The sequence below is a fragment of the Streptomyces alfalfae genome (genome assembly GCF_004127445.1).
Classification (GTDB): domain Bacteria; phylum Actinomycetota; class Actinomycetes; order Streptomycetales; family Streptomycetaceae; genus Streptomyces; species Streptomyces alfalfae.
The window spans coordinates 1-24,486 of the sequence record NZ_QEXM01000022.1 but is presented as its reverse complement, the minus strand read 5'-3'; the positions used below and the strand labels follow the sequence as shown (position 1 = coordinate 24,486).

21 protein-coding genes are annotated in these 24,486 nt (G+C 72.9%); 8 read left to right on the top strand and 13 right to left on the bottom strand.

The features are described from left to right. Window positions 1-6: 6 nt before the first annotated feature. A complete protein-coding gene (locus tag DCW30_RS08475; RefSeq protein WP_076685784.1) occupies window positions 7-2,304 on the top strand; it encodes an MMPL family transporter in 2,298 nt (765 codons plus the stop codon). Window positions 2,305-2,378: 74 nt separating this feature from the next. Here DCW30_RS08475 and DCW30_RS08470 read toward each other — a convergent pair whose 3' ends face one another. The 6 genes from DCW30_RS08470 to DCW30_RS08445 form a co-directional block, all read right to left on the bottom strand. Then, window positions 2,379-2,798: a hypothetical protein gene (locus DCW30_RS08470; RefSeq protein ID WP_076685785.1), complete on the bottom strand. Its 420-nt coding sequence runs from the start codon at window positions 2,796-2,798 to the stop codon at window positions 2,379-2,381. An 11-nt stretch (window positions 2,799-2,809) separates the two neighbouring features. Further along, a complete protein-coding gene (locus DCW30_RS08465; protein ID WP_076685786.1) occupies window positions 2,810-4,237 on the bottom strand; it encodes a purine-cytosine permease family protein in 1,428 nt (475 codons plus the stop codon). An 80-nt stretch (window positions 4,238-4,317) separates the two neighbouring features. Next, window positions 4,318-5,250 carry an ABC transporter substrate-binding protein gene (locus tag DCW30_RS08460; RefSeq protein WP_076685787.1) on the bottom strand — a complete coding sequence of 311 codons (933 nt, stop codon included), beginning with the start codon at window positions 5,248-5,250 and terminating at the stop codon, window positions 4,318-4,320. Between the two features lie 11 nt (window positions 5,251-5,261). After that, window positions 5,262-5,933: an ABC transporter permease gene (locus DCW30_RS08455; RefSeq protein ID WP_076685788.1), complete on the bottom strand. Its 672-nt coding sequence runs from the start codon at window positions 5,931-5,933 to the stop codon at window positions 5,262-5,264. A 1-nt stretch (window position 5,934) separates the two neighbouring features. Continuing rightward, window positions 5,935-6,582: an ABC transporter permease gene (locus DCW30_RS08450; RefSeq protein WP_076685789.1), complete on the bottom strand. Its 648-nt coding sequence runs from the start codon at window positions 6,580-6,582 to the stop codon at window positions 5,935-5,937. Next, window positions 6,579-7,697, bottom strand: a complete 1,119-nt coding sequence (locus DCW30_RS08445) for an ABC transporter ATP-binding protein (protein WP_079250107.1) — start codon at window positions 7,695-7,697, stop codon at window positions 6,579-6,581. The genes DCW30_RS08450 and DCW30_RS08445 overlap by 4 nt, the downstream gene beginning before the upstream one ends. 132 nt (window positions 7,698-7,829) lie before the next feature. Between DCW30_RS08445 and DCW30_RS08440 the strand changes: the two genes are divergently transcribed. Both DCW30_RS08440 and DCW30_RS08435 read left to right on the top strand, forming a co-directional pair. Continuing rightward, window positions 7,830-9,389, top strand: a complete 1,560-nt coding sequence (locus DCW30_RS08440) for an aromatic amino acid ammonia-lyase (RefSeq protein WP_076685790.1) — start codon at window positions 7,830-7,832, stop codon at window positions 9,387-9,389. Next, a complete protein-coding gene (locus tag DCW30_RS08435) occupies window positions 9,386-10,219 on the top strand; it encodes a MurR/RpiR family transcriptional regulator (RefSeq protein ID WP_076685791.1) in 834 nt (277 codons plus the stop codon). The genes DCW30_RS08440 and DCW30_RS08435 overlap by 4 nt, the downstream gene beginning before the upstream one ends. 21 nt (window positions 10,220-10,240) lie before the next feature. Here DCW30_RS08435 and DCW30_RS08430 read toward each other — a convergent pair whose 3' ends face one another. From DCW30_RS08430 to DCW30_RS08405, 6 genes are all read right to left on the bottom strand, one after another. After that, window positions 10,241-10,615, bottom strand: coding sequence for a hypothetical protein (locus DCW30_RS08430; RefSeq protein ID WP_076685792.1), 375 nt, complete (start codon window positions 10,613-10,615; stop codon window positions 10,241-10,243). 85 nt (window positions 10,616-10,700) lie between these two features. Further along, on the bottom strand, window positions 10,701-11,093 hold the full coding sequence (locus DCW30_RS08425) for a roadblock/LC7 domain-containing protein (protein WP_062774346.1): 393 nt from the start codon (window positions 11,091-11,093) through the stop codon (window positions 10,701-10,703). Window positions 11,094-11,175: 82 nt separating this feature from the next. Then, window positions 11,176-11,964 carry a hypothetical protein gene (locus tag DCW30_RS08420; RefSeq protein WP_076685794.1) on the bottom strand — a complete coding sequence of 263 codons (789 nt, stop codon included), beginning with the start codon at window positions 11,962-11,964 and terminating at the stop codon, window positions 11,176-11,178. Next, window positions 11,961-12,425 carry a hypothetical protein gene (locus DCW30_RS08415; RefSeq protein WP_076685795.1) on the bottom strand — a complete coding sequence of 155 codons (465 nt, stop codon included), beginning with the start codon at window positions 12,423-12,425 and terminating at the stop codon, window positions 11,961-11,963. Before DCW30_RS08415 ends, DCW30_RS08420 begins: the two co-directional genes overlap by 4 nt. 216 nt (window positions 12,426-12,641) lie before the next feature. Further along, the gene (locus tag DCW30_RS08410) at window positions 12,642-14,006 is read right to left on the bottom strand and encodes an APC family permease (protein WP_062774352.1); all 1,365 of its coding nucleotides are present in this window, start codon (window positions 14,004-14,006) and stop codon (window positions 12,642-12,644) included. Between the two features lie 117 nt (window positions 14,007-14,123). Beyond that, a complete protein-coding gene (locus DCW30_RS08405; protein WP_076685796.1) occupies window positions 14,124-15,542 on the bottom strand; it encodes a type III PLP-dependent enzyme domain-containing protein in 1,419 nt (472 codons plus the stop codon). A 135-nt stretch (window positions 15,543-15,677) separates the two neighbouring features. On the opposite strand from DCW30_RS08405, the gene hutU reads away from it, so the two are divergent. From hutU to hutI, 4 genes are read left to right on the top strand one after another with little or no spacing between them, the layout of a single operon-like run. Next, window positions 15,678-17,342 (top strand): urocanate hydratase, encoded by a 1,665-nt coding sequence (gene hutU, locus DCW30_RS08400; RefSeq protein WP_076685797.1) that lies wholly within the window; start codon window positions 15,678-15,680, stop codon window positions 17,340-17,342. Window positions 17,343-17,353: 11 nt separating this feature from the next. Next, on the top strand, window positions 17,354-18,556 hold the full coding sequence (locus DCW30_RS08395; RefSeq protein WP_076689239.1) for an allantoate amidohydrolase: 1,203 nt from the start codon (window positions 17,354-17,356) through the stop codon (window positions 18,554-18,556). After that, entirely contained in the window at window positions 18,553-19,905 is a 1,353-nt protein-coding gene (locus tag DCW30_RS08390) for a formimidoylglutamate deiminase (protein ID WP_076689237.1), read from the top strand. The genes DCW30_RS08395 and DCW30_RS08390 overlap by 4 nt, the downstream gene beginning before the upstream one ends. Before the next feature lie 47 nt (window positions 19,906-19,952). Then, window positions 19,953-21,134: an imidazolonepropionase gene (gene hutI / locus DCW30_RS08385; RefSeq protein WP_076685798.1), complete on the top strand. Its 1,182-nt coding sequence runs from the start codon at window positions 19,953-19,955 to the stop codon at window positions 21,132-21,134. A gap of 19 nt (window positions 21,135-21,153) precedes the next feature. Here hutI and DCW30_RS08380 read toward each other — a convergent pair whose 3' ends face one another. Next, window positions 21,154-22,839, bottom strand: a complete 1,686-nt coding sequence (locus DCW30_RS08380) for a carboxylesterase/lipase family protein (RefSeq protein WP_237283424.1) — start codon at window positions 22,837-22,839, stop codon at window positions 21,154-21,156. Window positions 22,840-23,049: 210 nt separating this feature from the next. Here DCW30_RS08380 and DCW30_RS08375 point away from each other — a divergent pair, with 210 nt between their 5' ends. Then, window positions 23,050-24,486 carry a PLL family lectin gene (locus DCW30_RS08375; RefSeq protein WP_076685799.1) on the top strand — a complete coding sequence of 479 codons (1,437 nt, stop codon included), beginning with the start codon at window positions 23,050-23,052 and terminating at the stop codon, window positions 24,484-24,486.

Sequence of the window (24,486 nt, the reverse complement as noted above, 5' to 3'; positions counted from 1 at the left end):
TTCCCTATGCTTTCGCGACTGGCGTCGCTGGCAGTCCACCGGCGCCGTCTTGTGCTCACCCTGTCCGCCCTGGGATTCCTGCTGATCGCCGTCGTCTCCGGGCCGGTGATGACCTCGCTGTCCGCGGGCGGTTTCGACGACCCGGATTCCGAGTCCGCCGCCGCCTCCGACATCCTTGAGGACCGCTTCGACGCGGGCGACGCCAACTTCATCCTCCTCGTCACGCCCGACAAGGCGCTCGACGACCCGCAGACCCGCCGGGACGGTGAGCGGCTCACCAAGAAACTCGCCGCTCAGGACGGTGTCGAGTCCGTCGACTCCTACTTCGCCGGCCAGGGCGGCCAGCCCCCGGAGGAGCTGGTCTCGGAGAAGGGCGACCAGGCCCTGATCGTCGCCCGGCTCGTCGGCGACGACGACAAGCAGGCGGAGACGGCCGAGGAGATCGTGCCCGAGGTCACGGGCGACCAGGGCAGCCTCGCCGTGAAGTCCGGCGGCTACGCGGAGTTCAACCGGCAGGCCAACGAGAAGGTCGAGAAGGACCTCCTCCTCGCCGAGTCGATCGCCGTCCCGATCACTTTGCTTCTGCTCATCCTGGTCTTCCGCTCGGGGGCCGCCGCGCTGCTCCCGCTCGCGGTCGCCGGGGTGTCGGTCGTGGGCTCGCTGGCCGCCCTGGTGGTGATCGCCCAGTTCACCTCGGTGTCGGTCTTCGCCACCAACCTCACCACCGCGCTCGGCCTCGGCCTGGCCATCGACTACTCCCTCTTCATCGTCAGCCGCTACCGCGAGGAACTCGCCAAGGGCTGCGACCTGGAAGAGGCGCTGCGCCGCTCGCTGAACACCGCGGGCCGCACCGTCTTCTTCTCCTCGCTCACGGTGCTGCTCTCGCTCTGCGCGCTGCTCGTCTTCCCGCTCTTCTACCTGACCTCGTTCGCCTACGCGGGCATCGGCGTCGTCATCTTCGCGATGCTCGGCTCGCTGGTGGTGCTGCCGGCGCTGCTGTCCCTGCTCGGCCCCCGCATCGACAAGTACGACCTGCTCGCGGTGTTCCGCCGGGGCCGGCCGCGGCCGGAGGGACCGCGCTCGGACGGCTTCTGGTACCGGCTCGCCACCTTCGTGATGCGCAGGCCCGTCCCGGTGCTCACCGTGGTGCTCATCGGCCTCGCCGTCATCGTGGCGCCCTTCGGCAGCGCCTCGTACGGGCTGCCCGACGACCGCTCGCTCTCCAAGGACGCCGAGGCGGCGCAGGTCGGCGACGCCCTGCGCGAGGACTTCCCCGCGCTGGCCGGGCAGGGGCTGCAGATCGTGCTCGACGGCGCCAAGCCGTCGTCCGGTGACCTGACCGCGTACGCCACCGAGGTGTCACGGGTCGACGGAATCGAGCGGGTCGACTCCTCGGCCGGCGTCTTCCAGGACGGCGAGCGCGTCGCCGACGCCCCGCCCGGCGCCCCGGACGTCTTCGACGCCGACGACGCGACCTGGCTGTCCCTGCAGAGCGTCACCGAGGCGTACTCCGACGACGGCCAGGACATGGTGGCCGACGTGCGCGGGGTCTCCCCGCCGGACGGCGCCGAGTCCAAGGTCGGCGGCATGGCCGCCGCCTACACCGACACCCTCGACGGCCTCTGGGACGCGCTGCCCTACGCCGTGCTGATCATCGCCGTGCTCACCTTCGTGCTGCTCTTCCTCTTCACCGGCAGCCTGCTCGTGCCGGCGAAGGCGATCATCATGAACCTGCTGAGCCTGACCGCCACCTTCGGCGCGATGGTCTTCATCTTCCAGGAGGGCCATCTCACGTTCCTCGCGGGCGACTTCACGGTGACGGGGCAGATCGACGTCACCATGCCGATCCTGATGTTCTGCGTGATCTTCGGGCTCTCGATGGACTACGAGGTCTTCCTGCTCTCCCGGATCAAGGAGGAGTACGACCGCACGGGAGACAACACCCTGGCGGTGGCCCACGGCATCCAGAGCACGGGACGGCTGATCACCGCCGCGGCCGGGCTCATGGCGATCTTCTTCGTCGCGCTCGTCTTCACCAGTTTCACGCCGGTGAAGATCCTCGGCCTCGGCACGGCGCTCGCGATCGTCATGGACGCGCTGATCATCCGCGGTCTGCTCGTGCCCGCGTTCATGCGGCTCGCGGGCCGGGCCAACTGGTGGGCGCCGGGACCGCTGCGCCGCTTCCACCAGAAGTACGGCTTCCACCACGAGGTCCCCGCCGCGCCCGCGGCCGACGGCCCCGCGGCGGTACCCGCGCAGGCCACGGACGAAGGCGTCCCCAAACGCACCGGGGCGGCCAGGTGAACCCCGCGCCGCCGCACCCGCCTCACCGGGTGCGGCGGCGCGGCACACTCATGGGGCCGGGCGGCGCGACGTCCTCAGTCGTCCCACTCCGAGCCCCGCTCCTTGCGGCGCTCGCCGAAGACCGCCCCGCGGGCCGCCTGCGCGATGTTGACGCCGACGATGCCGGCCCACGTGGTGAGCAGGCCCGGCATCCCGGCGTTGACCACGCCGATCGCGGAGAGCGGGACCGCCAGGATCAGCGAGATCACGCCGAAGCCGAAGCGGTCGCCCCAGGAGTCGGTCACCGGGCTCGGCGAGCGGGCCCCGCGGGCGACGATCATCTGCTGCTCGGCCATGTGACGGCGGAGCCGGCGGTCGATCGTGCCGTCCAGGCGCTGCTCGACCTTCCCCAGGAACGAGTCCACCAGAGCGGAGTCGTACTCTTCGCCGAGCTCTCTGCGGGCGTGCAGAGTGGCGTCGAGTTCCTTCTTGAGTTCGGCGTCACGGGCTTCCATACCGCTTTACGTTACGGCGCTGGGGCGGTGCCCGCGGTGGGGCTAACCCCCCTCTCCGGCCGGGGCCCACCCCCAGGGACGGCCGGGTTCCGCCGGGCCAGCGCCCAGTACAGCACCGCGGGCACCGCGAGGCCCACGATCCACGAGACGTCCGCGCCGCCCAGCGGCTCGACGAGCGGGCCCGTGTAGAAGTGCGTGGCGAGGAACGGCAGCTGGGCGAGGACCCCGACGCCGTAGACGGCGAGGGCGTCCCGGCGCCAGGAGCCGTAGCGGCCGCGCGGGTCGAAGAGGGCGGGGATGTCGTACCGCTCGCGTGAGATCAGGTAGTAGTCGACCAGGTTGATCGCCGACCACGGCGTGAAGAAGGTCAGCAGGAACAGCAGGAAGTCCTTGAACGACGCGAGGAAGCTGTCCTTGCCGAGCAGCGCCACCGCCGTGCCCGCGACCATGATCAGCGCGATGTACGCGGCCCTGCCGCGCCGGGTCAGGACCTTCTGGCCGCGGAAGCCGCTGACGCTCGTGACCATCGACATGAAGCCGCCGTAGGTGTTGAGCACGTTGATGGTCAGCTTGCCGAGCGCGATCACGAAGTACAGGAACGAGGCGATCAGGCCGGTGCCGCCGAGGCCGACGACGTAGCCGACCTGGTTGGCCAGGAAGGCGTCACCCGCGCTCGCCGCCACGAGCACCCCGAACGTCATCGACCACTGCGAGCCGATCGCCGAGCCCGACAGCGTCCACCAGAAGGTGGCCTTCCCCGACGTCGTACGCGGCAGATAGCGCGAGTAGTCCGCCACGTAGGGGCCGAAGGCGAGCTGCCAGGACGCCGAGAGCGACATCGCGAGCAGGAACATCGGCAGGTCGAAGTGGGCGTCGCCGAACAGCGCGGGGAGGTCCACGCGGTCCAGGAGGCGCACCCCCAGATAGACGAAGGCCACCGCGCAGATCACGCTCGCCACCCGGCCGAGCGCGTGGATGACGCGGTAGCCGACCGCCGCCATGACCGCCGTGACCGCGGCGAAGAGCACGATGCCGGTGGTGTCGCCGGTGTGCGTCAGCTCCGCCGTGGCCTGTCCGGCGAGGACGCTGCCGGACGCGAAGAACCCGACGTACATCAGGATGACGAGGAGCAGCGGGACGACCGCGCCCTTCACCCCGAACTGGGCCCGCGACTGGATCATCTGCGGCAGGCCGAGCTTCGGCCCCTGCGCCGAGTGCAGCGCCATGACCGCGCCGCCCAGGAGGTTGCCGAGCACCAGGCCGACCAGCGACCACACCACGTCGCCGCCGAAGACGACGGCGAGTGCGCCCGTGACGACCGCGGTGATCTGAAGGTTGGCGCCGAGCCAGAGCGTGAACTGGCTGAACGCGGTGCCGTGCCGTTCGTCGTCGGGGACGACGTCGATGGAGCGCCGCTCCACCAGCTCTTCGGCTGCCATGCCGATCAACTCCCCTTGTCGTGCTGCCTCTTCGGGCCGTCCGCCCGCGGGTACTGCCTCTGGGCGCTGCCTCCGGGCGCCTACTTCCTCGTCAGCCCGTGCCGCGCCGCCCAGTCGTCGGCGACGTCCTTCGGGTCCTTCTTGTCCTTGTCCACCAGGCGGTTCAGTTCGGTGAGCTGCCGCGTGGTCAAGAGCGCGCCGAGCCGGGCGAGCGCCTTGCGCACCGTGGAGTCGGCTTTGCGGTCGGCGATGAGCGGCACGACGTGCTGGCCGGGGATGAGGTTCTTGGGGTCGGTGAGGACGACCCAGCGCTCGGCGGCGATGTCGGTGTCGGTGGTGAAGAGGTTCGCCACGTCGACGTCGCCCTTGCGCAGGGCGCCCTTCACCAGCGGCCCGGAGGAGTCCAGGGACTTGAACTCCTTGAACTCCACTCCGTACACGTCCTTGAGGCCGACCGCGCCCACCGTGCGCTTCTTCACCTCGGGGGCGGCGCCGATGACCAGCTCGCCGTCGTGCTTCGCCAGGTCGGCGAGGGACTTCAGGCCGTACTCCTTCGCGGTGTCGCGCGTGACGACGAACGCGTCGGAGTCCTCCGCCCGCCCGTAGGGGAGGATCTGCAGGCCGCGCGGCAGGGCCATGGCGAGGGCGTTCTGCATCTCTCCCTCCTCGGTGGCCTCCGCCTTCGGGTCGAGGTAGTGCAGGAGGGCGCCCTGGTACTCGGGCAGCAGGTCGATGTCGCCGCCCTTGAGCGCGGGGATGAGGATCTCCCGGGTGCCGAGGTTGGGGCGCACGCTCGTCTTCACGCCCTCGGCCTCCAGGGCGGCGGCGTAGAGGTACCCGAGCACCTGGTTCTCGGTGAAGTTGGCGGTGCCGATGGTGACGCCGCCCTTGCTGGAGCCGCCGCCGCCGCCGGCGCCGCCGCCGTCCAGGGAGGTGATGCCGCCGCCGCACGCGGCGAGTGCGGGGACGGAGGCCGTGGCGAGGAGTCCGCCGAGGAGGGTTCTGCGGTTCATGGTGATCGCTCCTAGGCCCGCTGGGCCGGACGGTGGCGGAAGAGGGCGCGCTGGAGTGCGGAGAGCGCCAGGTCGAGTACGACGGCGACGACCGCCACGAGCACGGCGCCGCCGAGCACCTGGACCAGGTCGCGCTGGGCGAGGCCGTCGAAGACGTACCGGCCGAGCCCGCCGAAGGAGACGTACGCGGCGATGGTCGCCGTCGCGACGACCTGGATCAGGGCGAGCCGGAGCCCGGTCATGATCAGCGGCAGCGCGAGCGGCAGCTCCACCTGGAAGAGGACCTGGTGGGCCCGCATGCCCTGGCCGCGCGCGGCGTCCTTCACGTCGCGGTCGACGGCGGTCATGCCGGCGTAGGTGTTGGTGACGATGGAGGGGACGGCGAGCGCGACGAGCGCGATGTAGACGGGCCACATGGACAGGCCGCTCACCAGGAAGACGAGCACGACGAGGCCGACGGTGGGCAGCGCCCGGCCGAAGGAGGCCAGGTTGATCGCGACGAAGGCGCCGCGTCCCGTGTGGCCGATGAGCAGGCCGAGCGGCAGCGCGATGGCCGCCGCGACGAGCGTGGCGAGCAGCGAGTACTGGAGGTGCTCGGCGAGGCGGTGACCGATGCCGTCGGGCCCGGTCCACTGCTCGCCGCTGACCAGCCAGGCGCCGAGGTCCTTGAAGAGTTCGTACATGTCACGCGCTCCTCTGGCGGCGGGTCCAGGGCGTCAGGACGTACTGCACGGTGACGAGCAGCGCGTCCGCGACGAGCGCCAGGAGCAGGGTGAGGACGACGCCGACGATCACGGGGGTGGGGAAGTCGCGCTGGAAGCCGTCGGTGAACAGCTGGCCGAGGCCGCCGTCGCCGATGTACGTCGCCACGGAGACCAGGGAGATCGACATGACCGTCGCGATCCGCACCCCCGCCATGATCACCGGCAGGGCGAGCGGCAGCTCGACGGTGAGCAGCGTCCGCAGGGGGCGCGTGCCCATGGCCTCGGCGGCTTCCTTGGTCCTCGCGGGGACGGAGTCCAGGCCCTCGACGGTGTTCCCGAGCAGCACGACGAGGGTGTAGATCGTCAGGCCGATGACGGTGGTGGTCCTGGTGAGCCCGCTGACCGGCAGGAGCAGCACGAAGACGGCGATGGAGGGGATGGTGAACAGGACGTTCGACAGGCCGAGCAGCAGTCCGCGCAGCGGGCGTACGCGGTGCGCGAGGACGGCCAGCGGCAGGGAGATCACCAGGCCGAGCAGCACGGCGGAGAGGGCGGCCTGGAGGTGGGAGAGGGTGAGGGTGGCCAGCTCGTCGGCGTGGTCGGCTGTCCACGACCAGTCGACGCTCATGCCCGCCCCTCGACGTCGTCCCGCGTCGAGCCGGCCGCGGCGGGGGCGCGGGGAACCGCGTGGTCGGCCCCCACCGGCCCGCGGACGCAGCGATCCCGTTCGCGCGCCGCGCCCTCGTGGATGTCGTCCCGCGACGACACCCCCGTCAGGCGCCCCTCCGCGTCCACGCGGGCCACGAGCCCCGTCGGGGACGCCAGGGACTCGTCGAGGGCGGCGAGGAGCGAGTCGCCGTCCCGCAGCGGCCGTACGGGGAGGTCCGCCGCGTCACCGTCCTTGTGCCGCCAGGCCAGCGGCGCCCCCGCAGCGTCCAGCCGCAGCGCCCAGTCGCCGTCCTGCGGGGCCGGGCCCTGGGGGACCCCGGCCAGGGGGACCAGGGAGAGCAGCTTCAGACCGCGCTCCGCGCCGAGGAAGTCCGCGACGAAGTCGTCCGCGGGGCGGGCGAGCAGTTCGGCGGGCGCGGCGCACTGCACGAGGTGGCCGCCGGTGCGGAAGACGGCTATGCGGTCGCCGAGGCGGACGGCCTCGTCGATGTCGTGCGTGACGAAGACGATGGTCTTTGACAGCTCGCGCTGGAGGCGGAGCAGTTCGTCCTGGAGCTGGGTGCGGACCACGGGGTCCACCGCGCCGAACGGCTCGTCCATGAGCAGCACCGGCGGGTCCGCCGCCAGCGCCCGCGCCACGCCGACGCGCTGCTGCTGGCCGCCGGAGAGCTGGTGCGGGTAGCGCTTCCCGGCGTCGGCGGTGAGGCCGACGGTCTCCAGGAGTTCCGCCGCCCGCGCCCTGGCCTTCCTGCGGCCCCAGCCGAGCAGCAGCGGCACGGTGGCGATGTTGTCGAGGACGGTGCGGTGGGGGAAGAGCCCGGACTGCTGGATGACGTAGCCGATGGAGCGGCGCAGGTCGGCCGCGTCCTGTTCGAGGACGTCACGGCCGCCGACCCGGATGGCGCCCGAGGTCGGTTCGACCATGCGGTTGATCATGCGGAGGGTCGTCGTCTTGCCGCAACCGGAAGATCCGACCAGGACGGTCACGCCGCCTTCCGGCATGTCGAGCGTGAGGTCGTGGACCGCTGTCGTGCCGTTCGGGAAGCGTTTGTGGACCGTGTCGAACTGGATCATGAGGAGTCCCTTGCCCGGCTGTATATCGTCATGCAGAGTTCTCGCTGTCTGAATAAGTTGTCAATGGGTTCGGCGCACATCGCTGGCAACACGTGGTCGCTGAGCAAGACAGGGCGTCCGATTGAGGAGGGATTGCGAGTGAAGTCGTCTCGTATCGCGGACACGGCGAGCGACGACAGGGGAGCGGTCGTCGTCCTCGACGGCCGGGGAATGATGGTCGCAGACGTCGTACGCCTGGCCGAATCCGACGCCCGCCCCGTGCCGGCCACCGACGGCATGAAGCGCGCGGAGGAGTCCTGGAACGCCGCCCGCGAGATCGCCGCCTGGGGCCGCGTCTACGGCCGCTCCACCGGCGTCGGCGCCAACCGGAACGAGGACGTGCCCACCGGCGCCGCCGCCGACCACGGTCTGCGGCTGCTGCGCTCGCACGCCGGGGCCATCGGCGCCGAGCTGCCCGCCCGGCAGGTCCGCGCCATGCTCGCCGTCCGCGCCAACCAGCTCCTCGCCGGCGGCGCGGGCCTGCGCCCCAGCGTCGTCACCGCGCTGTGCCGGGCCCTGGAGACGGGCGCGTACCCGAGGGTGAACGAGTTCGGCTCGGTCGGCACCGGCGACATCGCCGCCCTCGCGCAGATGGGCCTCGCCCTCGCCGGCGAACACCCCTGGCGAGGGCCGGGCGCCGCCCCCGAGCCGCAGCCCCTGGACAACAACGACGCCCTCGCCCTGATCAGCAGCAACGCCCTCACTCTCGGCCAGTCAGCGCTCGCCCTGCACGAACTGCGGGGCCTGATCGGCGCCACCCAGGTGGTCGCCGCGCTCTCCCTGATGGCCGTCGACGGCTCCCACGAGGCGTACGCGCTCCCCGTCCACGAGGCGCGCCCCCACCCCGGCTCCTCCGCGGTCGCCGAGCGCATGCGCCGCCTCCTCGGCGCCGCCGACCGCCCCACCCCGCCGCTCGGCCGCATCCAGGACCCCTACGGCTTCCGCTGCGTGCCGCAGATCCACGGACCCGCCCACGACGCGGCGAACGCCCTGGAGGACGTCCTCACCGTCGAGATCAACGCGGCGGCCGAGAACCCGCTGATCTCACCCGAGGACATGGCGGCCTACCACCACGGCGGCTTCTACCTCGCCCAACTCGCTCTGGCCCTCGACCACTTCCGGCTGGCGGTGACCCAGGCGGCCCGGCTCTCCACCTCCCGCCTCTCCACCCTCAACGAACCGGCCTTCACCCGCCTGCGGCCCTTCCTCGCCGACGGCGAGCCCGCCTCGTCGGGCGTGATGATCCTCGAATACGCGGCCGGGGCCGCCCTCGGCGACCTGCGCGCCTTCTCCGCCCCCGCCTCCCTCGGCCACGCGGTGCTCTCCCGCGGCGTCGAGGAGCAGGCCAGCTTCGCCTCGCTCGCCGCACGCCAGACGCTGCGCGCCTGCGAGGCGTACCGCATGGTCGTGGGATGCGAACTGGTGGCCGCCGTACGGGCGTTGAGGCAGCGCGGGATACGGCCCGATCCCGAGACGCCGCTCGCGGAGGCCTTCGCGCTCGCCGACTCCGCACTGGAGGCGGAACTCGCCGACCGGCCGCTGACGGATGATGTGACGGCGGCGGCCGGGCTGCTGAGCCGTTTCACCCGGCTCTGGGCGGAGTCCGGCGCCGGCACGAGTGTGGGAACAGACATTCTGAGGGGGACGGCATGAGTGACAGCCCTGCCGCGCGACTGCAAGTGCTCTTCGAGGGCCACCGGCTCACACCGACCCAGCGGCGCATCGCCCACTGCATGGTGCGCAGGGCCGCCGACGCGCCCTTCCTCTCCAGCGTCGAACTGGCCGAGCTGGCGGGAGTGAGCCAGCCCTCCGTCACCCGTTTCGCCGTGGCGCTCGGCTTCGACGGCTACCCGGCGCTGCGCCGGCACCTGCGGGACGTGGCGCCCGCCGAGTCCTCGGCCAAGGCTTTGGCGAACGAGTACCAGCAGGCGGTCGAGGCGGAGATCGAGAACCTCCGGCACCTCGCCGGGCTGCTCGCCGACCCCGCCCCCGTCGAGCGCGCGGGACGGCTCCTCGCCGCCTCACGGCCGCTGCCGGTGCTCGGACTGCGGGCGGCGGCCTCCCAGGCGTACGGCTTCTCGTACTTCGCCGCGAAGGTCCACCCCGACGTCCGCCTCCTCGACGAGGGCGGCACGATGCTCGCCGACCGCGTCGACGCCGCGGTCCGCGCGGGCGCCACCGCCCTCCTCTGCTTCGCCCTGCCCCGCCACCCCCGCGAGGTCGTCGACACCCTCGCCAACGCGCGCGCGGCGGGCCTGACCGTGGTGACGGTCGCCGACTCGGCGTTCGCCCCCGTGGCCGCCCACTCCGACCTGCTGCTGCCCGCGGCGGTCGGCACCGGCCTCGCCTTCGACACGGCCTGCGCCCCGATGCTGCTCGGCCGCGTCCTGCTGGAGGCCATGTGCGACGGCCTCCCGGACGCCCAGGCCCGCCTGGAGGAGTTCGACGTACGGGCGGCGGAGCGGGGTCTCTTCGTGGAGTAGCGGAGGTGGCGGGGCCAGGGCTCAGACCTCCAGGGCCGACTCGATGCGCCGGAGCTGGTGGCGGGCCATGGCCAGGTTGGCGCGGTCCTTGTCGAGGGCCAGGTAGAGGAAGAGGCCGTTGTTGTTGCGGCCCCTGATCAGCCGGATCAGGTGGTACTGGGTGCCCAGCGTGATCAGTATGTCCTCGATCTCCTCCTTGAGGTTGAGGAGCTCCATCGCGCGCAGCTTGGCGCGCACGACGTCCGTGTTCCCCGCGGCGGCCACCGAGAGGTCGAGGTCCTTGCCGCCGCCGATCGTGCCCAGGGCCATGCCGCTGGTGTAGTCGACGAGGGCCGCGCCGATGACGCCCTCGATCGAGGTGGTCGCTTCCTTGAGTGCCGTCTCCGTGTTGGCCATGCGCTTCGCACTTCCTTTCCGTCGGGCGGGATTTCTGGTGGAGGTCCGCGGTGTGGGGGGCGGGGTGGGCGGGGTGGGGGACACGTCAGGTTTCCTCCGCTCGTTCGACGGCGGCGTCGACCAGCTCGCCGATGAGCACGCTGGAGCGGCGGGCCTCCAGATGCAGCCGGCCCACGTTGACCCGGGGCTCGGCGAGCAGTGTCAGCACGGCCGACGAACCCGCCGCGTACGTCGCCACGTAGCCCTGGTCGCCGCGGATGAGCAGTTCGCGGAAGCGGCCCTGGCGCGTGGCGTCGGAGAGCCGCAGCGCCACGCCGAGCGCCGCCGCGGTGAGGGCGCAGACGCCCTCCGCCTCCACGTCCGCGGCGTCCTGCGCCAGAAGCAGCCCGTCGACGCTCGCCGTCAGGGCGCCCCTCAACTGGGGGATGCGGGTCCGCAGCCGTCTCAGTTCACCGAGTACGTCGGATTCGGCGGCCATCAGCTGTCTCCTCCCGGCGCGCCTGCGCAGCGCGAAGAGCCTCATCGGTGCGGATGCCGCGGCCGTCGCGCGGCAGGGGGGTTCACAGGCTCGCCTCCAGCGCGTCCCTGACCCGGCGCAGCAGGGCGATGTCCGGCTCGGGGTGGTCGAGGGGGAACGGGGCGGGGTCCGGGGCCGGGTCCGGGGCGGCGGCGGGCCCCGCTCGCGGTGACTCCACGAGACCGGCCGCGGCGAGCCGTCTGACCTCTATCAGGGTGTGGAACGAGGGGCGGCCGAGGGCCCAGGCGATCTCCGTCGGCGTGCGGGAGCCGTCGGCGAGCCGCAGCAGGGCCCCCTGCCGGGCGGTGACCCGCTGCCCCGGCGCGGGCGGGCGGCGTACGACGGGCGCGGTGTCGAGGCCGGGGCAGGGCCAGATGCTGTCCAGGAGCGCCCGGCGCCGCCGCGTCTCGCGCGCCACGGCCTCGGCCGCCACGGGGCGCACCCGGCCGAGCCAGTGCGCGACCCCGTAGCGGAAGCGGGTGGGTCCGCTCGCCGGGCCGAGCACGAAGAACGCCGCGTCGAACAGCGCGCCGAGGTGGCAGACCTCCAGCTCGCCCGCGGTGACCCGGCCGCTGTCGACCAGGTGCCGCGCCACCCCGTGCCGGGTGTCCGCCAGCGACAGGGCCTCCTGCCAGCCCTGCGGGGGCAGCGTGCCGCCCGCGGTGAGCAGGACGTCGACGCCGGGCGCCGCCGGGCTCTCGGCGTGCACGACACGGCCCTCGGCGAGGTAGAGGCTGCCCTGGTCGCGCAGGAGCGCGCCGGTCGCCCGTTCGCCCGCCAGGCGCCGCAGCAGCGGCGACGCGGCGGGTTCGGCCGTCCGCGGGGCACTCACACCAGCACCAGCCGCTCGGAGAGGTCGCGCAGGCGCATGCGGGCGAGCGCGAGGTTGCCGGTGCGCCGGTCGAGCCAGAGGTAGAGGAACACGCTGCTGTCGAAGGTCGTCTCGACGAAGCGGATCAGGTGGAACCCTGCCCGCGTGGTGACCATGAGGTCCTCCACGGGCAGCTCCCCGCGGACCGCTGCCAGGTCGGGCACGACGGCCGCGGAGTCCGGCGTGAGGGGCGCGGGGCCGGGCCCGGCCGGTGCGGGGGCGGGCGTCGCCGGGGCGAACGCCCCGTACTCGGCGGCCGACCGCGCCACCTCCGCGGTCTCCGCGGCGGTCGCCTCATGGTCGCCGTTCGGGGAATCGCCGACCGAACCGAGGGCGAGCCCGCTGGTCCAGTCGACGATCGCCGCGCCCCGCGCACCGGGCAGTGCCATCGCTTCGGACAGACACTCGTCGATTCCGGGCACGCGGCTTCCCCTCCCCAGGGTTGGACCGGGCGGCCCCTGACCACCCGACCGGACGCCGACAGCCGCCCGGTGTGAGGAAGGTATGCGGGAATCGTGGAGACTCCCCGCTGATGGGCATTTTCCAGGGGAACATGCCCGACCCCTGACGGTTCAAGGACGCCATACGGCCCTGAACCGCCCACAACTGACCGGTCCAGGGCCGAACGTGATCGCCGGTCAGTCCTCGCCGCGCGCCTTGAGCACCGCCTTGTTCACGCCCCACAGGGCGACGCCGATGGCGATCAGCACCCCGGCGCGGAGGTAGACCTCCGCGGGCCGGTCCGCCAGCGGGCTCGCGAGGATCAGCGCGGTGATCGCGCCCAGGACCGGCAGGGCGGTCGGCGTGCGGAAGTGCCGGTGCTCGACGCGGTCCTTGCGCAGCACGAGCACGGCTACGTTGACCACCGCGAAGACGCAGAGCAGCAGGAACGCCGTGGTGTCCCCGAGCCCCTCGATCTCCCCGGTCGACACCAGGCCGACGGCGAGCAGCGACACGAAGACGATGCCGACGACGGGGGTGCGGCGCTTCGCCAGGACCCGGCCCATGGCGCGCGGCAGAATGCGTTCGTTGGCCATGCCGTAGCAGAGCCGCGAGGCCATCATGATGTTGATCAGCGCCGAGTTGGTGACCGCGAACAGCGCGATCAGCGCGAAGAGTTTGTGCGGGAAGTCGACGCCGCCCGCCTTGACGACCTCCAGCAGCGGCCCGCTCGACCCCTCCAGTGTCTCTGAGTCGACCAGCAGGGACGACACGAGCGCCACGAGCACATAGATCGTGCCCGTCACGGCCACGCCGATGAAGATCGCGCGCGGGAAGGTGCGGACGGGGTCCTTGGTCTCCTCGGCCATGTTCACCGAGTCCTCGAAGCCGACGAAGGCGAAGAAGCCGAGGGCGGTCGCGCCGAGCACGCCGGTCATCAGCGCGTATCCACTGCCCCCGGACTCGAACTCGGTGAGCCGCGAGGGCTCCCCGTCCCCGCTGAGCACCGCGTACGCGCCGATCGCGAGGATGATCGCGAGCCCGGTGAGCTCGACGAGCGTGAGGACCACGTTGGTCTTCACCGACTCCGAGACGCCCCGCATGTTGAGCGCGGCGAGCAGGACGACGAAGACGATCGCGATGAGGGTCGGCGGCAGCGCGTCCCCCGTCAGCTCGCCGAGGTAGTCACCGCTGAACGCGCGGGCCGCGGCGCTCGCCGACGACAGGCCCGAGCACATCACCATGAAGGCGATGATGAAGGTGAGGAACGGCGTCTTGAACGCCTTCTGGGTGTAGAGCGCGGCGCCGGCGGCCTTCGGGTACTTGCCGACCAGTTCCACGTAGCTGGCGGCCGTCAGGATCGCCACGACGAAGCCGATCGCGAACGGCAGCCAGAGCGCGCCGCCGACCTTTCCCGCGACCTTGCCCGTGGTGGCGTAGATGCCGGTGCCGAGGATGTCGCCGATCACGAAGAGGATCAGCAGTTTGGGGCCGATGGCGCGGTGCAGCGCACCGCCGTCGGCGGGTGCAGGTGTGGTGGTGGGTGTGCCGGATGCCGTCACAGGAGCCTCCCCCGAGCCCGAGAACACGTCGGGGGAGGGATGCCCGTGACGCACGTCACTATGCACGGGTTGAGCAAGCCCTGAGCCTTCCCGGCCGGCCGGGCGCCCGGCCCCGGTTCAGAGGCGCCGCAGGGCGTCGCGCTCCGGCCCCCCGCCCGCCTCCGCCACGATCGCGTCGAGCGTCTGCGGCTCGCGCGCGGTGGCGAAGCGGACCTCGCCGTCGTACGCGGTGAAGCCGTGGACGCCGGGCCTGGTGAGGCTGTTGTAGGAGTAGTGCTGGGCGAAGTAGTAGGCGCCGGTGTCGAGGGCGGCGACGTGGTCGCCCGGCGCGAGCGGCGGCAGCGGCCGGTTCTCGGCGAGCAGGTCGCCGGCGAAGCAGGCGGGGCCCGCGATGTCCTGGCCGACGGTGGTTCCCCGCTTGGGGCGTCCCTCGCCGTCGTACGCGGCGATCCGCAGCGGCCAGGACGCGGGCGCGTACACCGTCCTCGTCGCCACCTGCACGCCCGCGTGCGTCACCGCGATGGGCCGGCCGCCCGCCTCCTTGGTGTACTCGACGCGGGCGAGGAGCGTGCCGTGCTTGGCGAGCAGCGACCGGCCGAACTCGGTGACCAGTCCGTACCGCCCGTCGAGCAGTCCCGGCACCCGGGCCTTGAGGCGGCGCGCGTACTGGGCGTGGGTCGGGGTCTCCTCGTCCGAGCCGAAGTTGACGGCGAGGCCGCCGCCGATGTCGATGGTGTCGACCTGCCGGCGTCCGACGCGCGCGTTGATCTCCTCGGCCAGCTCGTACGTGGCCGCGACCCCGCGCACCATCATCTCCAGCGGCATGCCCTGGGAGCCGGAGTGGGCGTGCAGCCGGGTCAGCCACGGGCGGTCCAGATACGCCTGGACCACCCACTCCCTGACGCCCTCGTCCCGCAGCGGCACACCGAACTTGGAGGTGGCCGTCGCCGTCGACAGGGCCCCGATCGAGCCGCCGCCGATCTGGGAGTTGACGCGCAGGCCGAGGGGGGAGGAGGTGGGCGCCGACTGGATCAGGGCGTCGACGCGGGCCAGCTCCTGGGGGCTGTCCGCGTTGACGGCGATGCCGAGCGCGAGGGCCTGGCGCAGCTCGGCCGGGGTCTTGGCGGGCGAGTCGAGCACGGTGTCGGCGGGCGCGATCCCCGCGGCCCGCGCGAGCGCCAGTTCGCCGGGGCTCGCCACCTCGGCGCCGATCCCCGCCGCGCGCAGCAGCCGCAGGACCGGCACGAGCGGCGTGGCCTTGACGGCGAAGGCGTGCAGGACGGGCGTCCCCCGCGGGGTGACCGCCTCGAAGGCGGACCGCAGGGCCGCGGCGCTCGCGCGGATGCCGGCGATGTCGAGGAGCCCCGCGACGGGGGCGGCGGGCGAGACGACGCCCTGCTCGACGGCGGCGCGGACGGCGAGGTCGCGCCGGGCCGCGGCGGCGGCCCCCGAACGGAGGTCCCGCGTCTCGTCGTCGGCCCGGCCCCGTCCGTCGCGCGCCGCGTGCTCCCGTTCCGGCTGCTCCACGTGATCCATGCGATCCAGCCAATCACCCGGGCCGCGGCCCCGCTGGCGTACTCGTGCATTCGTTCGCTATTGACTAGCTCTATTCAGGCCACCAGGATGTGAATAACAAGCTTGCAGCGACATCGACGCGAGGAGGCACCGCCCATGTCAGGACCCCGCCCCGTACGGGCACCGCGCGGCACGGAACTGAGCGCCCTGGGATGGCAGCAGGAAGCCGCCCTCCGGATGCTGCAGAACAACCTCGACCCCGAGGTCGCCGAACACCCCGACAAGCTCGTCGTCTACGGAGGCACCGGCAAGGCGGCCCGCGACTGGCGCTCCTTCGACGCGATGGCGCGCACGCTGCGGACCCTGAAGCAGGACGAGACGATGCTCGTCCAGTCGGGCCGCCCCGTCGGCGTCATGCAGACCCACGAGTGGGCGCCGCGCGTCCTGATCGCCAACTCCAACCTGGTCGGCGACTGGGCGAACTGGGAGGAGTTCCGCCGCCTGGAGCAGCTCGGCCTCACGATGTACGGCCAGATGACCGCGGGCTCCTGGATCTACATCGGCACGCAGGGCATCCTCCAGGGCACCTACGAGACGTTCGCCGCCGTCGCCGCGAAGAAGTTCGGCGGCACCCTGGCCGGCACGATCACCCTCACCGCGGGACTCGGCGGCATGGGCGGCGCCCAGCCGCTGGCCGTCACCATGAACGACGGCGTGGCGATCTGCGTCGACTGCGACCCGCGCGCCATCGAGCGCCGCATCGAGCACAAGTACCTGGACGTGAAGGCGGACTCCCTGGAGCACGCGCTCCAGCTCGCCACCGAGGCCCGCGACGCCCGCCGCCCCCTGTCCATCGGCCTCCTCGGCAACGCGGCGGATCTGCTCCCGCGGATGCTCGCCGAGGGCGCGCCGGTCGACATCGTGACGGACCAGACCTCCGCCCACGACCCCCTCGCGTACCTGCCGACGGGCGTCGACTTCGACGACATGGCGGCGTACGCGGCGAAGGACCCGGCGGGCTTCACCACCCGCGCCCGCGAGTCCATGGCCCGGCACGTGGAGGCCATGGTCGGCTTCATGGACGCGGGCGCCGAGGTCTTCGACTACGGCAACTCGATCCGCGGCGAGGCCCGACTCGCCGGTTACGACCGCGCGTTCGCCTTCCCCGGCTTCGTCCCGGCGTACATCCGCCCGCTCTTCTGCGAGGGCAAGGGCCCCTTCCGCTGGGCGGCGCTCTCCGGCGAGGCCTCGGACATCCACAAGACGGACAAGGCGATCCTCGACCTCTTCCCGGAGAACGAGTCCCTGCACCGCTGGATCAAGATGGCGGGGGAGCGCGTCCACTTCCAGGGCCTGCCCGCCCGCATCTGCTGGCTCGGCTACGGCGAGCGCGATCGCGCCGGCGAGCGCTTCAACGACATGGTGGCCTCCGGTGAGCTCCGGGCCCCCCTCGCGATCGGCCGCGACCACCTGGACTGCGGCTCGGTGGCCTCCCCGTACCGCGAGACGGAGGCCATGCTCGACGGCTCCGACGCGATCGCCGACTGGCCGCTCCTGAACGCCATGGTGAACGTCGCGTCCGGCGCGAGCTGGGTCTCCCTCCACCACGGCGGCGGCGTCGGCATGGGCCGCTCGATCCACGCGGGCCAGGTCTCCGTGGCCGACGGCACGGAGCTCGCGGGCGAGAAGATCCGCCGGGTCCTGACCAACGACCCCGGCATGGGCGTGATCCGGCACGTCGACGCGGGGTACGACATCGCGGAGACGGTGGCGGACGAGCGGGGCGTCCGCGTCCCCATGCGGGAGGGCGAGCAGGCGTGACGTTCCACGAGATGTGGCGGGACCTGGCCCCGCTGGGCCGGGACACCGCCTCCGGCGGCTACCGCCGCTACGCGTGGACGGGGGCCGACGCCGACTGCCGGGCCTGGTTCAAGCAGCAGGCCGATTCCCGCGGCCTGACGTACGAACTGGACCGCAACGGCAACCAGTGGGCCTGGCTCGGCGACCCGGCGGCGGGCGACGCCGTCGTCACCGGCTCCCACCTGGACTCCGTCCCCGACGGCGGCGCGTACGACGGCCCCCTCGGCGTCGTCTCCTCCTTCGCGGCCCTGGACGAACTCCGGGCCCGCGAGGCGGTGTTCAGCAGACCGCTCGCGATCGTCAACTTCGCCGACGAGGAGGGCGCCCGCTTCGGCCTCGCCTGCGTCGGCTCCCGGCTGACGGCCGGACAGCTCACGATCGAGGCCGCGCACAGGCTGACCGACGGCGAGGGCGTCACGCTCCCGCAGGCCATGGAGGCGGCGGGCTACGACCCGTACGGCATCGGCCCCGACCCCGAGCGCCTGGCCCGCGTCGGCGCCTTCGTGGAACTCCACGTCGAGCAGGGCAGGGCCCTGGACCTGACGGGCGACCCGGTCGGCATCGCCTCCGCCATCTGGCCGCACGGCCGCTGGCGCTACGACTTCCGGGGCGAGGCCAACCACGCGGGCACGACCCGCATCGCCGACCGCAGGGACCCGATGCTGACGTACGCGGAGACGGTCATCGCCGCCCGCCGCGAGGCCGAGCTGACGGGCGCGGTGGCCACCTTCGGCAAGGTCTCCGTCGAGCCGAACGGCGTCAACGCCATCCCCTCCCTCGTGCGCGGCTGGCTGGACTCCCGCGCGGCCGACCAGGAGACGCTGGACGCGGTGATCACCGGCATCGAGAAGGCGGCCCGCGCGTACGCGGACCGCCACGGCGTCGACCTGGACGTCGTACGGGAGTCCTTCACGCCGGTCGTGGAGTTCGGCCACGCGCTGCGCGACGAACTGGGCGCCATCCTGCGCGGGGAAGCCGACCGGCCGGTCCCGGTCCTCGGCACGGGCGCGGGACACGACGCGGGTATTTTGTCCGCCTCCATCCCCACCGCCATGCTGTTCGTACGGAACCCCACGGGTGTCTCGCACTCCCCGGCGGAGTTCGCCGCCGAGGACGACTGCGTGGCCGGGGTGACCGCACTCGCCGACGTACTGGAAGGGCTGGCGTGCAGGTGACGACGGACACGTACTGGCTGGAACACGCCTGGCTCGGCGCCCATGTGGAGCCGGGCGTGGCGGTGGACGTGGCGGACGGCAGGATCACGGCGGTCCGCAGGGACACCGGCGCGCCCCCGCCCGGTGCGACGGTCCTGCGCGGCCTGACGCTCCCCGGCCTCGCCAACGCCCACAGCCACGCGTTCCACCGCGCGCTGCGCGGCACCGTCCAGGTCGGTTCGGGCACGTTCTGGACCTGGCGGGAGGTCATGTACGGGGTGGCGGACCGCCTGACCCCGGAGACCTACCACGCGCTGGCCCGCGCGGTGTACGCGGAGATGGCGCTGGCCGGTATCACGGCGGTGGGCGAGTTCCACTACCTCCACCACGCCCCCGGCGGCGTCCCGTACGCCGACCCGAACGCGATGGGCGAGGCCCTGATCCAGGCCGCGGCGGACGCGGGCGTCCGCATCACGCTCCTGGACACGGCGTACGTGGCGTCGGGCCTGCTCGGCGCGGAGCGCGGCAAGGCCCCCGACCGCCACCAGCTCCGCTTCTCCGACGGCACGACACAGGTGTGGGCGGAGCGGGTCTCGGCGCTCAAGGACCGCGACCACGCCCGGATCGGCGCGGCCGTCCACTCGGTGCGCGCGGTCCCCGCGGCCCAGCTGGCCACGGTGGCGCGGTGGGCGGCGGACCGCGGGGCCCCGCTGCACGTCCACCTCTCGGAGCAGAAGGCCGAGAACGAGGCGTGCCTCGCGGTGCACGGCCGCACCCCGACCCAGCTGCTCGCCGACCACGGCGTCCTCGGCCCGCGCACGACGGGCGTCCACAACACCCACCTCACGCCGGAGGACATCGGCCTGCTCGGCGGCTCCACGACGGGCACGTGCATGTGCCCGACGACGGAACGCGACCTGGCCGACGGCATCGGCCCCGCCGTCGCCCTCCAGCGCGAGGGCAGCCCGCTCTCCCTGGGCAGCGACAGCCACGCGGTCATCGACCTCCTGGAGGAGGCGCGGGCCATGGAGCTGAACGAACGCCTCCGCTCGCACACGCGGGGCCACTGGACGGCGGCGGCGCTGCTGCGCGCGGCGACGGCGGACGGCCACGCGACGCTGGGCTGGCCGGACGCCGGGACGATCGAACCGGGCGCCCTGGCCGACCTCACCACGATCGCCCTGGACTCGGTCCGCACGGCGGGCCCCGTCCCCCGCCTGGCGGCCGAGACGGCGGTGTTCGCGGCGACGGCGGCGGACGTCAGGCACGTCGTCACCGGCGGCCGCCGGATCGTACGGGACGGCGTCCACACCCTGGTCCCGGACGTCGCGAGCGCCCTGACGGAGGCGATCGCGGCGCTACGAGACTGACGACACCCCCAGCGCCGCCCGCCCCTTCGCCCCCACCCGGAGCACCCATGACGACCACCCTCATCACGAACATCGCCGGCCTCGTCACCAACGACCCCGCCCAGGGCGACGGAAGCCCCCTGGGCCTCCTGACGGACGCCGCCGTCGTCCTCGACGGCGAGCGGATCGCCTGGGTCGGCCCGGCGGCCAAGGCCCCGGCGGCGGACACCGTCCACGACGCGGGGAACCGCGCCGCGATCCCCGGCTTCGTGGACTCCCACTCGCACCTGGTCTTCGCGGGCGACCGCACCCAGGAGTTCAACGCCCGCATGTCCGGCCGCCAGTACTCCGCGGGCGGCATCCGCACCACGGTCACGGCGACCCGCGCGGCCACGGACGCCGAGCTGGAGGCGAACGTCGAGCACTACCTCGCCGAAGCCCTCCGCCAGGGCACCACCACGTTCGAGACGAAGTCGGGCTACGGCCTGACGACGGAGGACGAGGCCCGCGCCCTCCGCATCGCGGCGCGGCACACGGACGAGGTCACGTTCCTCGGCGCCCACATCGTCTCCCCCGACCACGCCGACGACCCCGCCGCGTACGTGGAACTGGTCACCGGCGAGATGCTGGACGCCTGCGCCCCGCACGCCCGCTGGATCGACGTCTTCTGCGAGAAGGGCGCCTTCGACGGCGACCAGGCCCGCGCCATCCTGACGGCGGGCAAGGCGAAGGGCCTGCACCCCCGCATCCACGCGAACCAGCTCTCGTACGGCCCCGGCGTCCAACTGGCCGTGGAACTGGACGCGGCCAGCGCCGACCACTGCACGCACCTGACGGACGCCGACGTGGACGCCCTGGCGCAGGGCGGCACGGTGGCGACGCTGCTCCCCGGCGCGGAGTTCTCCACGCGGGCGGAGTGGCCGGACGCCCGCCGCCTCCTGGACGCGGGCGCCACGGTCGCCCTGTCCACGGACTGCAACCCGGGCTCGTCGTTCACGTCCTCGGTCCCGTTCTGCATCGCGCTGGCCGTACGGGACATGGGCATGACCCCGGACGAGGCGGTCTGGTCGGCCACGGCGGGCGGCGCGGCGGCCCTGCGCCGCACGGACATCGGCGTCGTCCGCGAGGGCGCCCGCGCGGACCTGGCCCTCCTCGACGCCCCCAGCCACGTCCACCTGGCCTACCGCCCCGGGGTGCCGCTGGTCGCCGAGGTGTGGCAGCGGGGCCGGGTCACGTCGCCGACCCGCTGATCACCCTGTGGGGGCCGCGTCAGCCCTCGCGGCGCCAGAAGGCGAGGTTGTGCTCCCGGTGGTAGTCGACGGGGCCGATCCGGTGCGGCGCCAACGACTGCGTGTACGGCGTGTGCGTCGCGTACGGCCGGCCGGCGCCGGGGCCCGGCCGGTAGGGCGGCCAGGCGGGCAGGGCACCGGCACCCGGCGTGCCGGTGCGGGCGAACGCGGCCCAGTACCCGCTCATCGTGGCCGACAGGCGCCGCTGCGCCGGGGTGAACCGCGGCTCGGCCGTCTCGTCCTCGAACAGGTACGGGATGTCGCCCGCGTGGAAGGCGCCGAAGTCGAAGTCGCCGGGCAGCGGCAGGAACATGGGCGCGTCGCGGTCGGCGAACTCGTAGGCGTACACCGGGACGTGCCGGGCCAGCGCCTCGTGCTGGTCCCACGTGCCCCGCGCCCACATGCGGTCGGTGATCACGGTGGCCCACGCCAGCGCGGGGGAGGGGAACGCCGCCGTGGGGTACTCGGCCCGCACCCGCTTCGCGAACCGCCTGCCGAACGCGGTGCGCAGCGCCCGCCCGTAGTCGGCCTCGGTGAACGTCCTCCCCACCGCGTCGTACGTCATCCCGACGAACGTGCGGTGTTCGTCGAGCGTCGCGCCCGACAGGACGGGCACCCGGTGGAAACGTCCGGCGCGCAGGGCCTTCGGGGGCAGTTCGGGCAGGGTGGCGTTGCCGTATCCGAACGCCTGGAAGGCGTTCATGATGTGCGGCACCTTCAGGATCGTCTCTACGGGCAGGGCGCGCAGGCAGGCGAGCGTGCGCCGCGGGCGGTGGTCCCGGCAGCCGAGGGTCGAGGTCATCTCGGTGGTGATGTCCTCCATCTCCCGGCCCGTGCGCCACACATACCACGGATAGCCCGGCACGCCGGGGCCCATCGCCCCGGCCGGCATGTCCATCACGGCCTCACCGCTCGCCATGACGGCACGGTGGAACAGGCCCTTGGAGGCGGGTGACGTCAGGTGCCCGGCCACGGCGGACGCGCCGAACGACACACCGGCCACGGTGACATTGCCCGGGTCGCCGCCGAAGGCCCGCGCGTTGTCGCGTACCCAGGTGAGGGCGGCCCGCTGGTCCTGGAGGCCGAAGGCGCCCGACCCCCGCAGACCGGGCAGGGCGAGACCGCCGAAGACGCCGAGCCGGTAGTTGACGGTGACGACCACCAGGCCGCGTCCGGCCAGTCTGCGGCCGTCGAAGAAGCCGCCCCCGCCCACGGAGCCGTCCCCGTGGACCCATACGAGCACGGGCGCGGCCCGCCGCGGACGCCGGTCCGTGACCGGCGGCGTCGTGACGTTCAGGACCAGGCAGTCCTCCTCGGTGCTGGAGATGGGCGCGTACGCCGAGGGCGCCTGCGGGCACAGCGGCCCGGGCTTCGTGGCGTCCCTGACCCCCTTCCACGGCCGTACGGGGCGGGGCGGCGCCCAGCGGTGGCGTCCCTTGGGGGCCGCCGCGTAGGGGATGCCCCGGAAGACACGGTGCGGGCCCGCCCGGACGCCGCGGACGAGACCGGCGTCGGTGCGCACGGTGTCGCCGGCGTGTGGCGTCGCCCCGGTGCCGGGGCCGGGTTTCGCCGCGGAGGTGAGCGGGGCGGACAGCAGCGCGGTGAACGTCAGGGCGGTGGCCGCCAGCGCGACGGCCGCCCGGTGGGGAGTTCTGTGAGGGATCACGACGGGAAGCCTTCCTCGTGGGCGTCCGTCCCGGCGCGCGGACGCACCGAGGACGACCTGAACGGGGCACGGGCCCGGTCGGACGGGCCCGCGCCACTGCCACGGGGCAGGCGCGTGATCGCGTCCGGCGGCCGCGCGATCCCATCACGCGCCCCACGGGTACGACGATCCTCCGCACCGGGCGGGGGACCGAGACCCGAGGAGCCGGACATGGCGCCCACCACACCCGAATTCGGTCCCGACATCGACCCGTACGCGCCCTACGAACCGCAGCGCGGCTGCGACCCCGAGGCCAAGCCCGGCCTGGTCGGCTTCCGCGACCTGGTGCTCGCCGCCTACCCCGGCACGACCAGCATGGGGATCAGCAGGGCCTGCGGCAGCGGAGGCCAGAGCGAGCACAAGGAGGGGCGGGCCTGGGACTGGGGCGTGAACGTGCAGGGCCAGGAGCACCTGGCCGACGACCTCATCGGCTGGCTGCACGCCACGGACCGGCACGGCAACCCGCACGCCCTCGCCCGCCGCTTCGGCATCATGTACATGATCTGGAACCGGCGCATCTGGATGGCCAACCGCCCCGACGCCGGCTGGCAGCCGTACCGGGGCGCCAACCCGCACACCAACCACATCCACTTCAGCTTCTCGTGGGCCGGCGCCCGCAAGGAGACGAGCTGGTGGAAGGGCCCCGTAACGCCGGACCGGCGGCAGCGGCTCGCGGTGGGGATGTCGGTGGACGGCCGTGTGGAGGTGTTCCATGCGGCGGTCGACCAGATCTATCACACGTATCAGCATGAGCCGGGGGGTGCGTGGTCGGGTTGGCGGGCGTTCGGCGGCCCGGCGTCGGCGACGGTCGCGCTGGCGGCGTCACCGGACGGCAGGTTGGAGTTGTTCGCCATGAACGGTGGGACGTTCATGCACCGGTATCAGGCGAAGGTGTCGGGGGAGTGGGCCGATTGGTATGCGTTCGGCGGGGGCGGGGACCATCTGGCGGTGTCCAGGAACCATGACGGTCGCCTTGAGGTGTTCGCTTCCAACGGCGGTGGTGTGCATCACCGTTGGCATGACACGCCGGGTGGGACGTGGCATGACTGGCGGCCGTTGGGTGGTCCTGCGGGTGCGCGGCTTGCGGCGGCTCCGGCGTCGGACGGGCGGATCGAGGTGTTCGCGATGAACGATGACATCTTCCGTCACACCTGTCAGACGGATCTGGTGGGGACGTGGCGGGAGTGGGTGGACTTCGGTCTGGGGGGTGAGCATCTGGCGGTGGCGAGGAACCGTGATGGTCGGTTGGAGGTCTTCGCGAGCAATGACTCGGGGGTGCATCACCGGTGGCAGAACGTTCCGGCCGGTGACTGGCACGACTGGCAGCCGCTGGGTGGTCCGGTGAGTGCGCGGCTTGCGGTGGTGGAGTCGCATGACGAGCGGATCGAGGTGTTCGCCATGAATGACGACGTCCTGCAGCACAACTACCAGGTGGACGCGTCGGGGGCGTGGCGCACCTGGCAGGACTTCGGCGGCGGAGGCTATTTCATCCGGGGGCTGCGCAATCGGGACGGCCGGCTGGAGATCTTCGCGAACAACCCCGGCGGTGTCCACCACCGCTGGCAGCACCAGCCGGGCAGCACCTGGCTCGACTGGCAACCGCTGTGA